At 71.7% G+C, this 12,845-nt stretch carries 15 protein-coding genes, 1 pseudogene and 1 riboswitch; of the genes and pseudogenes, 7 read left to right on the forward strand and 9 right to left on the reverse strand.

Translation table 11 applies throughout. The annotated features are described in order from the left end of the window. Nucleotides 1-17: 17 nt before the first annotated feature. A riboswitch (cobalamin riboswitch) is annotated at nt 18-154 on the reverse strand. Between the two features lie 81 nt (nt 155-235). After that, entirely contained in the window at nt 236-1,435 is a 1,200-nt protein-coding gene (gene mycP, locus AB0J66_RS04690; protein WP_364655652.1) for a type VII secretion-associated serine protease mycosin, read from the forward strand. Between the two features lie 175 nt (nt 1,436-1,610). Beyond that, nucleotides 1,611-1,847, forward strand: a pseudogene (locus AB0J66_RS04695) (Tn3 family transposase); the annotation flags it as partial. Nucleotides 1,848-1,920: 73 nt separating this feature from the next. Here the strand turns inward: AB0J66_RS04695 and AB0J66_RS04700 are convergent. Together AB0J66_RS04700 and AB0J66_RS04705 are read right to left on the reverse strand one after the other, a co-directional pair. Then, nucleotides 1,921-2,796, reverse strand: a complete 876-nt coding sequence (locus tag AB0J66_RS04700) for an alpha/beta hydrolase (protein WP_364655654.1) — start codon at nt 2,794-2,796, stop codon at nt 1,921-1,923. Continuing rightward, nucleotides 2,793-3,500: a hydrolase gene (locus AB0J66_RS04705; protein ID WP_364655656.1), complete on the reverse strand. Its 708-nt coding sequence runs from the start codon at nt 3,498-3,500 to the stop codon at nt 2,793-2,795. The genes AB0J66_RS04700 and AB0J66_RS04705 overlap by 4 nt, the downstream gene beginning before the upstream one ends. Before the next feature lie 255 nt (nt 3,501-3,755). Between AB0J66_RS04705 and AB0J66_RS04710 the strand changes: the two genes are divergently transcribed. Beyond that, the gene (locus tag AB0J66_RS04710; RefSeq protein WP_364655658.1) at nt 3,756-4,364 is read left to right on the forward strand and encodes a TetR/AcrR family transcriptional regulator; all 609 of its coding nucleotides are present in this window, start codon (nt 3,756-3,758) and stop codon (nt 4,362-4,364) included. 38 nt (nt 4,365-4,402) lie between these two features. Here AB0J66_RS04710 and AB0J66_RS04715 read toward each other — a convergent pair whose 3' ends face one another. Both AB0J66_RS04715 and AB0J66_RS04720 read right to left on the reverse strand, forming a co-directional pair. Continuing rightward, nucleotides 4,403-4,888: a recombinase family protein gene (locus tag AB0J66_RS04715; RefSeq protein ID WP_364655660.1), complete on the reverse strand. Its 486-nt coding sequence runs from the start codon at nt 4,886-4,888 to the stop codon at nt 4,403-4,405. Between the two features lie 18 nt (nt 4,889-4,906). Beyond that, the gene (locus tag AB0J66_RS04720) at nt 4,907-6,421 is read right to left on the reverse strand and encodes a glucoamylase family protein (protein ID WP_364655662.1); all 1,515 of its coding nucleotides are present in this window, start codon (nt 6,419-6,421) and stop codon (nt 4,907-4,909) included. Nucleotides 6,422-6,590: 169 nt separating this feature from the next. Here AB0J66_RS04720 and AB0J66_RS04725 point away from each other — a divergent pair, with 169 nt between their 5' ends. Next, nucleotides 6,591-7,424: a dihydrodipicolinate synthase family protein gene (locus tag AB0J66_RS04725; RefSeq protein WP_364655664.1), complete on the forward strand. Its 834-nt coding sequence runs from the start codon at nt 6,591-6,593 to the stop codon at nt 7,422-7,424. 11 nt (nt 7,425-7,435) lie between these two features. Next, entirely contained in the window at nt 7,436-7,927 is a 492-nt protein-coding gene (locus AB0J66_RS04730) for a hypothetical protein (protein WP_364655666.1), read from the forward strand. A gap of 1 nt (nt 7,928) precedes the next feature. Here the strand turns inward: AB0J66_RS04730 and AB0J66_RS04735 are convergent, their stop codons facing one another. The 4 genes from AB0J66_RS04735 to AB0J66_RS04750 form a co-directional block, all read right to left on the reverse strand. Continuing rightward, nucleotides 7,929-8,999, reverse strand: a complete 1,071-nt coding sequence (locus AB0J66_RS04735; RefSeq protein WP_364655667.1) for a MerR family transcriptional regulator — start codon at nt 8,997-8,999, stop codon at nt 7,929-7,931. A gap of 81 nt (nt 9,000-9,080) precedes the next feature. After that, nucleotides 9,081-9,551 (reverse strand): NUDIX hydrolase, encoded by a 471-nt coding sequence (locus AB0J66_RS04740; RefSeq protein WP_364655669.1) that lies wholly within the window; start codon nt 9,549-9,551, stop codon nt 9,081-9,083. Between the two features lies 1 nt (nt 9,552). Further along, on the reverse strand, nt 9,553-10,326 hold the full coding sequence (locus AB0J66_RS04745) for an inositol monophosphatase family protein (RefSeq protein ID WP_364655671.1): 774 nt from the start codon (nt 10,324-10,326) through the stop codon (nt 9,553-9,555). After that, complete coding sequence (locus AB0J66_RS04750) at nt 10,323-10,955, reverse strand: uridine kinase (RefSeq protein WP_364655673.1); 633 nt, start codon at nt 10,953-10,955, stop codon at nt 10,323-10,325. Before AB0J66_RS04750 ends, AB0J66_RS04745 begins: the two co-directional genes overlap by 4 nt. A 51-nt stretch (nt 10,956-11,006) precedes the next feature. On the opposite strand from AB0J66_RS04750, the gene AB0J66_RS04755 reads away from it, so the two are divergent. Both AB0J66_RS04755 and AB0J66_RS04760 read left to right on the forward strand, forming a co-directional pair. Next, on the forward strand, nt 11,007-11,657 hold the full coding sequence (locus tag AB0J66_RS04755; protein WP_364655674.1) for a hypothetical protein: 651 nt from the start codon (nt 11,007-11,009) through the stop codon (nt 11,655-11,657). Further along, nucleotides 11,654-12,124 carry a GNAT family N-acetyltransferase gene (locus AB0J66_RS04760; RefSeq protein ID WP_364655676.1) on the forward strand — a complete coding sequence of 157 codons (471 nt, stop codon included), beginning with the start codon at nt 11,654-11,656 and terminating at the stop codon, nt 12,122-12,124. The genes AB0J66_RS04755 and AB0J66_RS04760 overlap by 4 nt, the downstream gene beginning before the upstream one ends. Here the strand turns inward: AB0J66_RS04760 and AB0J66_RS04765 are convergent. Further along, nucleotides 12,099-12,833 (reverse strand): maleylpyruvate isomerase family mycothiol-dependent enzyme, encoded by a 735-nt coding sequence (locus AB0J66_RS04765; protein ID WP_364655678.1) that lies wholly within the window; start codon nt 12,831-12,833, stop codon nt 12,099-12,101. The genes AB0J66_RS04760 and AB0J66_RS04765 overlap by 26 nt on opposite strands. Nucleotides 12,834-12,845 lie beyond the last annotated feature (12 nt).

Consider the following 12,845-nt stretch of genomic DNA (forward strand, 5'->3'; position numbering starts at 1 on the left):
GATGACGCGTCCCGTTCGAACAGGCTGCGACGTGTGAGCGTCCTGACTCACCGCACCCGTTGCCGGATGCCGTTCACAGTGGCGCGACCGCACCGGACTCCCACCGGTTTCCCTCACACCGCCGCAGATGGTTCCCACAACCTAGCTGTGAGCGACCTGGACGCACAACCGGCGCGGGCCGAACTTGTCGCACCCTCCCGATACGATCGGCGCGAATCGGTGAAGGAGGTGCACGATGCGGTGGCGAGGGTGGCTGGCCGCGGCGACGGCGATCGCGGCGACCCTGCTCGGCCCGGCCCCGGCACGCGCCGCGGTGGTCTGCGAGCGCGCGGCGGTCCCGCAGAAGGTCGCCTCCGGCATCCCCTTGGAAGACCAGGTGTACGCGCCGAAGCGGCTCGCGGGTTTCGGCACCGGCAAGGGTGTGCGCGTCGCGGTGATCGACTCCGGGGTGGACGGCGCGCACCCCCAGCTGCGCGGGCATGTCGCGCCCGGCGCCGATTTCCTGCACGGCGACGACAACGGCCGGCAGGACTGCAACGGTCACGGCACCGCGGTGGCCAGCATCATCGGCGCGATGCCGGCCCGCGACACCGGTTTCCAGGGCCTGGCCCCCGATGCGGCGATCATCCCGATCCGGATCAGCGAGCAGCAGGAGATCGACGGCAAGGCGGTCGGCGACAAGGGCACCCCGGCGCAGTTCGCCCAGGCCATCGATCTGGCCGTCACTCAGGACGCCGACGTGATCAACATCTCGCTGGTGATGACCTCCGACAACACGGCCGTACGGGCCGCGGTGGCCCGCGCCATCCGGGCCGGGATCGTGGTCGTGGCCGCCGCCGGCAACAACGCGGGCAACGGCAACCCCGACCCCTTCCCCGCGAAATATCCCGGCGTGATCGGGGTCGGCTCGGTCAAGGCCGACGGCAGCATCGCCGAGTACTCGCAGCACGGCGACTACGTCGACCTGGTGGCGATGGGCGACGGCGTCACCGTGGCCGCCCGCGGCGGCGGGCACACCACCCTGCAGGGCACCAGCTTCGCCGCGCCGTTCGTGTCGGCCACCGCCGCCCTGCTCAAGCAGCGCTTCCCCGGCATCACCCCCGGCCAGGTCCGGCAGCGGCTGATCGCCACCACCGACCCCGCCCCCGGCGGCAGCGTCAGCTCCGAGTACGGCTTCGGCCTGCTCAACCCGTTCCGCGCGCTGACCGAGACCCTCGGCCCACCGGAACGAGCCCAGCCCGCCCCCGAGTCCATGACCATGCAGGACCCGGCCGTGGCCGCCCTGGCCGCCCGCCGCGCCGAGTCCCGCGACCGCGCCATGCTCTTCGCCGCCATCGGCGCCGGCATCGTGCTGCTCCTGGGCCTGACCGCCGTCATCGTCCGCCAGGGCCGCCGCCGCGGCTGGCACCCCGCCACCCCACACGCCCCCGACTGACCTGACCGCCGTCATCGTCCGCCAAGGCCGCGCCGCCGGGTCCTGGGAAGCAACGCGCCTTCGGACGGCTGCCACCCCGCAAGCCCCCGGCTGAGAAGTCGTACTCGTCGCGGGCGCCGGCGAACGGCGCGGCCCAGGCGGCCCGGTTCGGGCAGGGCCCGAGGCTTCGGTCAGGGCTGAGGCTTTCGGGCTTGTCCTCAACTGCGTGGCTCTATGGAACACCATCTATCTGAATCACGCGGTGGCCACGCTGAGAGAGCAGGGCTACCCGGTCCGCGACGCCGATGCGGGCCGCCTGTCGGTCTACCGGTATGCGCATCTCAACGTCCACGGCCATTATTCGTTCGTCCTGCCAGATCCAGGTGGAGAACGACGGGCTCTGCGCAATCCCGACGAGATGCCGCCTGCATAGCCGTCCCGAATTGCCGGACGCATCGTCGATCGCCGGATCAAGTTGCGGCGGCGCCGCGACCGTTGTCACGCTTTCAGGCCGTCATGGCCGCGATAGCAGCTGTCAGTTGCTGGGGGTGTGTCATGACGATGTTGTGCCCGGATGCGATCTCCACGAGGCGCCGCTGAGGTGTGGTCTTCACGATGGTGGTGACCTCGTCGCGCCGGTCCGAGTAGAAGCCGTGGCGGGCTAGAACGATGGTCATCGGGCAGGTGATCCCGTCGTAGACGTCGACGCTGGGATAGACCGGCGCGTCCGCTGGTGCGGTGGTGGTGGCCGCGATCTCCTCTGTCGTGGGCCTTCGGGTGAACACGCCGCCGCCGTCGCTGAGAAAGCTTCGTGCACCGACCGCGCGTACGAGTTCGGGATCAGCGCCGGCGTTGAGCCAGTCGGTGGGTGCGTCGGCCGCCTGTTTCTCGATCCAGGCGTCACGTTGGGCGGCATCGAAACGGCGTCCGTACCCGAACGTACGCCGCAGGTCCTCGGCGGCCTGCGTGGTCCGCAACTGCCCGAGCGCACGGGCGGCGGTCTGCCGGTCGTCCAGGACCAGCCCGTCGACGATGCAGATTCCGCTGGGCTCGACGAGGCCTGCGGCAGTGACCGCGGTGACGGCGTAGCCGCCGGTGGAGTGGCCGACCAACAGCGGACGTTCCCAACCCGATGCGGTAACGACAACGGCCAGATCGCGCCAATACTGTTCTGCGGTTCTCGACTCGGCGGTGCTGTGGCCGTGACCGCGCAGGTCGACGGCGATCACCCGATGTCGCGGTAGAAGGCCCGCTACTACCGCTTCCCAGGCGGCGGCGTTGTGCCCGCTGCCGTGCACCAGAAGCACGGGATGCCCGGCGCCACCGTGATCCAGGGCGGCCACCGTGCCGCCGTCAACCTCGAAAAAGATCTCCTCACTCACGCACTCTCGCCTTTCTCGACCGCGACCAAGGAACCGGTCTCCATCGCCACCCACACCAGACCGTCCCCGATCCATAACCCGTGCGGCTCTCGCCCGGGCAATTGGTGAAGGGTCACGTCGCCATCGGCGGTGATCCGGGCCAGCTGGGCAGAACCCCACAGCGTGACCCAGCATCCGCCGTCGGCATCGGCCGCGACGGCGTGTGGCCGACATACGGCGTCGGTGAAGCTGATCTTCTCTACCGAGCCGGACGGATCGACACGACCAACGCAGCCGCCGGCGATGTCCGCGTACCAGATCCCGGCCGCGGAGGCGGCGATGCCGACCGGTGCGGCAGGCGCCCTACCACCGGGTAGTTCGACAATGTGCACCGCACCGTCATTCACGTAGGCGAGGGCGCCGGCCGCGTTGAGCGCAACCCACGGCCGACCCGCAACGTCGATGGTGAGCATCGCCGCCCGCGCGTCTGGGACCGGCAGGTCGAGCATCGCGACATCACCTGATGCGGTGACCACCCTGCCGATCTGGTTGACACCCGGTGCAGTGAACCAGACTTCACCGTCAGGCGCAGCGGCGATGCCATAAGGCGCTGATCCGGGTGCCAGGTCGATCACCGTGTGGTCGCCGGAGGCGTCTCGTCTGCTCAGCCGATCGTCGGTGCGGGTGCACCAGAGCGAGCCGTCAGAGACGACGGCCAGCAGCATCGGATGACCGTCACTGCGAGGAAGGCACTCGTGCCGGAACGAGGAACCTGCCTCGCCGGCGACCGGAGTTTCGGCAGGTGTGAACCGCGCGAGTCCCGGCGGAGTCAGAACCGTCATCCACAAAGTCCCGGCGGCGTCGCCGGTCACGGCGTACGGTGCCCAACCCGGCGGCAGGACTACCTCACGACACAGTGCTGCCTCAAGTGGTGGCATCAGCCCTCCATCCGCAAACGCTACAGATGTAGCATTAGGCACATGATGTCAGATGCGCAAGTCCCTTCCGCCTTATCCGGGAAATCCCGGCCCGGTGGCCGGACCGCCCGCACCCGCGAACGCGTACTCGACGCCGTCGCGTCACTACTCCTGGAAGGCGGCTACGACGCCGTGACCATGGACGCCGTCGCAGCACGCTCGGGAGTCCACCGCACCACCGTCTACCGCCGCTGGCGCGACACCGGCGGCCTGCTCGCCGACTCCCTCGACGCCGCCCGCGAACACCCATGGGAACCGCCGGACACCGGCTCACTACTGGACGACCTGCTCGCCATCAACCGCCAGATCGTCGCCGCCCTGACGCAAGAACCATCAATCACCCGGGCACTCGTCGCCGCGTCGTTCCGCTCACCGGCCGCCGCCCACGCACTCCGCTCATTCTGGGAGAACCGCTACGCCCGCGCTGCCGTCGCCGTCCAACGAGCAGTCGGCCGAGGCGAGGCCATGGAAAACATCGACGCACGAACCGTACTGATCGCTTCCAGCGCGCCGATCTTCTACGAACTGGTGCTCATGCGATCCCCGATGCCAGAAGACATCGCCGAACGCTATGCCCGAGCAGGCGCCGCATTAGCGGCCGGTCGGCCCTGACCCCATCACCAACCCGAGCTACGCCGGCCAGGACACCTCTACGCACTCCGGTCGGCGATGTCGCGTACCTGTGAAGCTACTCTCGGCCGCCGGACGGCCGGCCGCCAACTCGGCCTCGGGCGCGGGCGGCGTCGAGGCCTTCGCGGGTGCCCTTGACGATCTGCTGACGCTGAAACTTCGCGACGGCGACGAACACCGGTGAAGATCAGCTCGTCGCTGGTGTCGAGCACGATGCCGTCGAGCGTGCGCAAGTGGCGGCCGTAAGCATGCAGGTCGTCCTCGACGATGGCCAGGAGTTCGCGGGTGTCGCGGCCGAGCCGGGTCAGATCGAACACGGCGAGGGTGTCGCCGCGGCGCATGTGGTCGAGGGCTGCGGTCGGGCCGGGGCGGTTGGTGCCCTTCTTGCGGAAGGCCTTGTCGAGGTAGATCCGGGCCCAGCCGGCCGCCTTGAGGGCGTCGATCTGGCGGGCGAGTTCCTGGGCGTCGGTGGACACCCGGGCGAGCCCGATGACTTCTCTGAGCATTGGCCCTCAAGGGCCGGGTCAGCGGGGGCCGCGCAGTTGGGGGAGGTTCTGGTGGGGTGGCACGTTGAACGTCTCGGCGGCCAGCAGCGGGCGTACCGCTTGTTCGAAGGAGGGGGTGACAAAGGCCCGCTTGAGCACGTCGTGGGCCAGGTGGTTGCCGAGGGCTCCCATGATCATGGACTGGTCCAGGGACAGGTAGCGCTTGGCCACGGTGGCACTGCGGACGGCGATCGCGTCGTAGAAGCCGCCGGGGCCGTACGCGTCGAAGTTGGTTTTGATCTTTGCGAGGTTGGTGCGGGCGGGGGTGGGGGCGTAGGGCAGGGCCAGGAAGGCGGCGTGGGGGGTGATGACGCCGTCGCCGTAGACCGGGGCCGGGCCCGGCGGGCGGCAGTCGCCGAAGCCGGCGTCGTAGGTGCCGCCCTCGATGTCGGAGGGGTAGCCGTTGGTGTCCATGCCCATGGCGTCGACGCCGTAGACGCCGTAGCCGCCGAACGGGTTGGAGGCGGGGGAGAAGCCCCAGTAGCCGTAGCGGGCGTCGGCCAGGCCGTGTTCGATCTGCGCGGCCACCGTGGCCGGGTGGTTGCGGCCCCAGCTGCGCGGGCCCCACGCCGTCTCGGGGACGAACAGGTCCGGCATCAGCGCCTCGAACATGTCGCCGCCCCAGCTCGGGACGAAGGTGATGCCGCGGTAGCGGTACGAGCCCTCGTAGACCGTGCGGCCCCGGTGGGTGGTGGTGAACCCGGCCGGGCGCATCTCCTGCCAGGCGTAGCCGCAGTCCTCGGGCAGGGTGCGCATCGTGTCGTAGTAGGCGGTGGCCGGGATCTGCCCGGCCGCGATGCCCAGGTAGGTGGCGATGCGCGGCTCGGTCACGGTGATGTCGTAGTGGTTGCAGGTGAACCAGACCCCGTTCTGCGGCACCGAGCATCCCGGCGGGGCGGTGTCCCAGAAGCCGCCGCGGATCAGCCCGCGCGTCCCGATCGGCGACGTCGCCGCCGGGTTGAAGAAGAACCCGAAGTTCATTCGGGACAAGACCGCCGAGGCGCGCGTACGCAGTGACGGGAAAGCACCCTGCACCACGCGCAGGGACGCGGCGAGCCATCCGTTGTCCACCGACGACAGGAACGGCGTCACCGAGGTCCCGTCCGGCAGCACGGTCAGCACCGCCCCGGTGTGCGGGTGGTACCAGTTGTAGAACATCCCCGACGGGCTGTGATGCCGCAGCGACGCCAGCGTGGCCAGCGTGCGCGATACCCGGGCCGTGGCCTCGGCCGGCGAGATGATCTTCAGTTCGCGGGCCACCACGGCCGACCACATGTACCCGCCGATGTTGGTCGGTGACGTGTAGGCCGACGGCGCCGACAGGTCCCCCGCGATGTTGTCGGCCACCAGCCCGGTCGCCGGGTCGGTCATGGCCACCAGCGACCGCCACGTGTCGCGGCCGTAAGCGCGCAGCGGGTCAGCGCCGGCCCGCGCCACGGTGCCGGCCGGCAGGATCAGGGCCAGCACGACCAGGGGTACGAGGATGCGTCGCATGATGCCTGGGAACGTAACGCTGTGCTCACCGGACCGGAACCGGTCGCCGACGGGCATTCACGATCTGCGATACGGACGCGCTCATGGCGTACGACCTTTCAGCGGCGCTACATCATCAAGAGAGGACAAATCAATGGACCTAAGTCGTGGGTGCTGCGAACCTGGCCCGATGCTGACCGGTTTGTACGTCCCGTTGATCACTCCTTTCGACGCCGACGGCACTGTGGCCGTCGACGCCCTGACCGCCCTGGCCCAGGAGGTGCTCGACGGTGGCGCCGCCGGGCTGGTCGCCCTGGGCACCACCGGCGAGCCGTCGGCGCTGTCCCCGGCGGAACGCGCCGTCGTGCTGCAGACGGTGGCCGCCGTGTGCACCCCCCGCAACGCCGGCCTGATCGTCGGCGCCAACGACGCCGCGGCCCTGGCGGCCGTGCCCGCGGGCGGCCACGCTCTGACGCTGGTGCCGCCGTTCGTGCGCGCCGGTGCGGACGGCGTGATCGCCCACCTTCAAGCTCTGGCCGCGGCCAGCCCGGTGCCGCTGGTGATCTACCACGTCCCGTACCGCACGGGTCAGCCTTTGACCGTCGGCGCTCTGCGCCGCATCGCCGCAATCCCGAACGTGGCCGGCATGAAGCTGGCCGTGGGCGGGATCGACGCCGACACCGTGGCGCTGATGGCCGACCCGCCGCCCGGCTTCGCCGTCCTCGGCGGCGACGACGTGGTCATCTCGCCGCTGCTGGCGATGGGCGCCCACGGCGGCATCCTGGCCTCGGCCCACCTGGCCACCCGCGCCTACGCGGACCTGGTCACGAAGTGGCAGCCCGGCGACGGCCACCGGCTGGCCCGCCTGTCGGCCGCGCTGTTCGCCGAGCCCAACCCCACGGTGACCAAGGGGGTGCTGTACGCCCAGGGGCGGATCCCGACCCCGGACGTACGCCTGCCCCTGCTGCCCGCCTCCGACACCAGCGTCCGTGCCGCGCTGTCCCTGCTCCCGGCCTCGCTGTGACCGACGGCAGGATGGCGGTCCCCCTGAGCGAACAGGACTATCTGCGCCACATCGAACTGCTCGCCCACGAGGTCGTCCGGGCGGCGCAGGACAAGAGCCGGCTGGACCGCGCGGTCGGCGAGCTCGCCCGGAGCCTGCGCCACGAGCACTTCGCCGGCGACGGCTGCGTCGAGCAAGAGCCGCTGATGCTGCACCTCGGCGGGGCGGCCCTGCTCACCCCGGCCGACCCGGTCTACGAGGCCGCGTGCCGGCGCCTCGGCGTCGAAGCGCGCCCCGAGGGCTGGGCCCTCTGGTACACCTGGGACGCCGAGGCGCGTGCTCACATCATGGTGACGACGGCGCTCGAGACCACGCGGACCTTGTTGAGGCAGTGGGCCGAGGGCCACGACGTCCACCCGGCCCAGCCCTCACGCGCCCAGGTCGCCGCCGTGGTCCGGGGCTGGCTGGGCCCGATGGTGCTCTCACCCAGCCACGCCCGGACGGTCGGCCTGTCCGGCCGGTGAGTCACCCCTCGGCGACGTAGGCGACCGCCACGGCGATGTTGTCGGGCGCGCCGGCGCCGTGCGCGAGCGTGATCAACTCGTCGACCGCCGCCTGCGGCGCGGCGGCTCCGGCCAGAGCACTCAGGATGGCGGCGGCCGGGACCACCGCGGACAGGCCGTCGGAGCACAGCAGGTAGCGGTCACCGGGCAGCGCAGTGCGCAGGGCCAGATCGGCCTCGCCCTCGGCGCCCCACCCGACCGCCCGCACCAGGACAGCGCGCCGAGGATGCTCGGCGGCCTCGGCCGGGGTGAGGGTGCCCTGGTCGATCTGCGTACGGACCCACGTGTGGTCCTGGGTCAGCTGGGTCAGCTCACCGTTGCGCAGCAGATAGGCCCGGCTGTCACCGACGTGCAGCAGCGCCAGCTGCGTCCCCCGGCGCAGCAGAGCCGTCAGCGTCGTCACCGGCCGGTTGTCCCACCCCGCGCCCGGTTCCCCGGCCGGCGGGGCGAGCTCGCGGACCGCCCGGTCGGCCGTCACCGCGGCCTGGGCCAGCAGCGGAAGCAGGTCCGCCTCGGTGGACTCGACCGCGCGGACCGCGGCGACCGCGGCGGCCGCCGCCTGTGCCCCACCCGGCCCGCGGGTGCCGTCGGCCACGGCGAGCAACTGCGACCCCGCGTACGCCAGGTCCTCGTTGGTGTCCCGCCCGGTCCCGGCGTCGAGGCCGGCGGCGAAACGGAAGTCGATCTGAGCCATGGTGGTGCCCCTTTCCGAAAGATCAGCCACGAGCAGGGAGGTCAGCCGGGCCCGGGCCGCCGTGTCGGCCGCGACCCGCCGCCCGTAGGCGCTGACCGCGTCGGCCGCCGCCCGCGGGTCGAGCGCGCACACCTCGGCGATCTCGGCCAGCGGCATCCCGATCCGGCGCAGCCCGGCGATCAAGTGCGCCCGCCCGAGCTGGCCCGGCTCGTAGAACCGGTAGCCCGACTCCGCGTCCACGGCCGCCGGGCGCAGCAGACCCATCTCGTCATACAGCCGCAGCGCCTTGGGCGTGAGCCGCGCCTGCCGCGCGAACACCCCGATGGTCAACAGCCCCACGATCCGATCCTCCTCGCACCGGCCCCGTCGGCCGGCCCCTTACACGCTGGGCCTTGCCCAAGGGTCAAGGTCAACCCCGGCCTACTGCCGCAGCAGACCGGTGGCCGGGATGGGGGCGACGTGACCGGTACGGGGGCGGTCGCGGTGCAGCGTGAGACCGATGTCGACCAGGGCGGCCCGCTCCAGGGTGGGCAGCTCGGCCAGGGCAATCCAGCGGGCCTCGTCGGTGGAGCCGTCCGTCTCGTGGCGCAGACTGCCGCCGGTGATGGTGACTGAGTAAAAGACGCCGATGGCGTGCAGGAGCCGGCCGGGTGGATCGCTGTAGTCCATCACGATCGTGCGCGAGTCGACGCCCAGCAGATCGTCGGCGCGGGCCTCGTAGCCGGTCTCCTCGCGCATTTCGCGGACCACGGCGTCGTACGGGTCCTCCAGTTCTTCCACGCGGCCGCCGGGCAGGGTCCAATGGCGGAGCTTTCCGTCGGGAGAGACGAAGCGGGCGAGCAGAATGCTGTCGTCGCGCCGGCAGATGGCGTACGCCGCAATGCGTTGCATCTCAAAGCCCAATCAGAGACAGCAGGTCGGTGTGGGTGGCGGAATCAGCGGCGATCAGCAGGCCGCCGCGGCCGGTACGGGGCGGGGAACCGTCGAGGGCGGTGACGACGCAGCCGGCCGCGCGGCACACAGCGATGCCGGCGGCGAAATGGACGCTGTCCTCGCCGTGGCCGTCGGTGACATAGGCGGCGCGGCGGCCCGCGGCGACCCAGGCCACCGCCAATGTGGTGGACACGACGCGAGGGCGGTAACGGGCGGCGAAATCACGGTTGCCGAGCAGGTCGACCGCGCGGAAACGGGATCCGTTGGGGAACGGGGGATCGAGGTTGACGTCCACCAGCGATGACGAAGGGGACGGGACCAATTGCTCGTCGGCGCCGTCACGGCGTACCCCCGCGGTCCGGCCGTCGGTCCAGAAGACCTCGCCGGTGAAAGGGTCGGCCGACGCGGCGGCGGCGCCGGACCGCAGGGCCACATTGACGGCGACCAGGTGGGTGCGGACGGCGTAGTTGAGGGTGCCGCACAACGGGTCGACCATCCAGGTCCGGTCGTCGGGAGCCGAGCCGGTACGCCCGGACTCCTCGCCGAGCACGGCGTCGCCGGGACGGTGGGCGCGCAGCAGGTCGACGATGACGCGTTCGGCCTCGACGTCGGTGTCGGTCGCGAAGTCGCCGCCGCCCTTGTCCAGGCGGGAATGCGCGGCCCCGAACCGCGAGCGGACGATTTCCGCGCCGGCCTGCGCGGCGGCGATGGCCAATTCCCCGTCGGTGATCACCGGGGGAGGATAACCGGCCGCCGCCAATCAGAGTTGTCGATGACCAGGCCGGCCCGGCGGTGCGGATCGCAGGCGGCGAAATAGAGGCGCTGACCGCCGATGTAGCGGGCCAGACCCGGATGGCTGGGATCGGCCGGCGAGCCGTCGCGCTCGGCCATCCGGGCGACGGTCACCGCGAACGGCGCGTCAAGAAAGATAGACAGGTCCCACACGCCGGCGAGCTCGTCGCGGTGCAGGAACAGGCCGTCGACGATCAGGACCGTGCCGGGTGGCGCTGATTCCCATTCCGGGTCCAGGACCTCGTCGGTCCGCAGATCGTGCGCGGCCCGGCGGAAACGGCGGGAACCACCCGGCGAGAACGGCTCGAGCACGTTGCGGGCCAGGGCGGGATAGTCGTAGCTGTCGTAGAAGAAACCGTCCGGGGAATCGCGGCCCCGGCGATAGCGAACGGACCGCGGATGGTGGAAATCGTCGGCCGACACGTGCACGACCGGGCGGCCGCGGCCGCGCAGCACGGCGGCGAGTTCGGCGGCGAACGTCGATTTGCCGGCCCCGTCGACGCCGTCCACGCCGACCCGCACGGCGCCGCGGGCAAGGTCGGCGACGTGGTTGAGCAACTCGGACCTCACGGCCGCAGACTATCGTTGCGCGGGAACTGAACGGGGGCCGGCGGTTTGAACGTGTTCGAAAGACTTCGGGAGGCCGCGGGGGCGGTCGCGCTGCTCGCGGTGCCGGGGATCCTGCTGGGCGCGTGGGCGGCCGGCGGTCTCACGCTGCCGGTCACCGTGGCCGGGCTGGTCGGGGTGTCGTTGCTGGTGGCGACCCTGGTGCTCGCGGTGGCCGGGCGCGCCTGGTGGGCGTACGGCGTGGTGGCCCTGCTTGTCGTAGTGACCGCGGTGGCGTTCACGCAGCTGCCGCGCACGCGTATCGGATCGGTGCCGGTCCTGGGCCTGCTGGCGGTGACCACCGTCCTGGCGGTGCTGCTCAACCGCCCGCGCCGCGGCCGGGACTGGTGGGGCCGGCTCGACGACCTGCTGGTGGGCCGCTACAACATCCCCCGCCGCCGGGCCGCCGAACTGGTCGCCCAGGCGCGTGCGGCCGCCGGTGACCAGCCGCCCCTTCCCTCGGTGGCCCGCTACGCGCGGGAACTGGCCGAAGCGGAACCGGCCCACCGCACCCCGTGGTGGCGTGACTCTCGGGTGTTCATGGCCCTCGCGGTCGCCGGCATCGTCATCAGCTCGGTCGCCGACGGCGAGTGGGTGCTGGCCGCGGCGGGCACGGCCGTGCTGGCCTGGGCGCTGTGGGACGTCCGGGCCGTCTTCCGGCGGTGACCGTCCCCGACTGGGCGCTGCGCCCCGCCCGCCCGGCCGACGTCGAGACCATCGCCGAGCTGCGGGCCGTCGCGCTGCGCCCCGATCTGCAACGCCTCGGCCGCTTCGACGAGCACCGGGTCCGGCAACGGCTGCGCGACGCGTTCACGCCCGAGCACACCTCGATCATCCTGTCCGCGGGCGCCTTCGCCGGCAGCGTGACCATGCGCCCGCAGGCCGGCGCCCACTGGCTCGAACACTTCTACCTGGCCCCGGGCCTGCAGGGCCGCGGTCTCGGCTCGGCCGTCCTGCGCACCCTGCTCGCCCGGGCCGACACCGACGCCGCCACGGTGCGCCTCAACGTCCTGCGGGGCAGTCAAGCCCTGCGGCTGTACGCCCGCCACGGCTTCACGATCGAGTCCGAGGACCCGATCGACGTGTTCATGATCCGCCGCCCCACGGCTAGCTCCCCGGCTCCCACTCGATGAGGCCCTCGAAGGGCCACCGGTCACCTTCGATTTTGAACGCGTCCAGCGGCAGCCGGCCGTAAAACAGCAGCACCAGATCGCTGGCCGTCCCCCACAACGCGGCGTCGGCCTCGCCCGGGCCCTCGGCCCGGCCCACCGATGCCCCGGCGGAGGACAGGCGCAGTCGCCAGGAGTCGCCCTCGGTGGCGTGGTACTCGACGGTCACCGGGTCGTGGGGCCACGGCAGGTCGGTGGCGACGCACGTGGCCAGGAACTCGTCGACACCGTCGAGGGCCACCGCGTCCGGCAGCGGCCGCGGTGCGCCCAGCGCGAGCTGGGCGTCGTAGGTGTGCACGGCCAGCTCCTGCACCTGGTGGCGGGCGGCGGCGCCGGCGGTCCGGGGCGACGGCGAGCGAGGCCACCACGTCCAGCACGCCTTGTCGGGGCCGGCCGCGCGCAGGGCGTCCACCAGTTCCTGCGTGGTCCGGGCCAGCTCGTCCGCGTCGGCGGCCGGCGGGGGCGGGGGCGCGTCGGCCGGGCCGGCGGCGACGATGGCGGCCCACTTGCGGCGGCCGACAGCCAGGTGCTGCGCGAGATCGGCCAGCGTCCAGCCCGGGCAGGACGGCACCGGCACGCCGAGGCCCGGCGCGTCGGCGATGGTGGCGCGGAAAGCGGCCGAGCGTTCGCCGATCAGCGTCAGCAGGGTCTCGTACTCCAAGGTCTTCGGCACCCGGGCTGTCTA

Source organism: Actinoplanes sp. NPDC049598, assembly GCF_040675435.1.
Classification (GTDB): Bacteria; Actinomycetota; Actinomycetes; order Mycobacteriales; family Micromonosporaceae; genus Actinoplanes.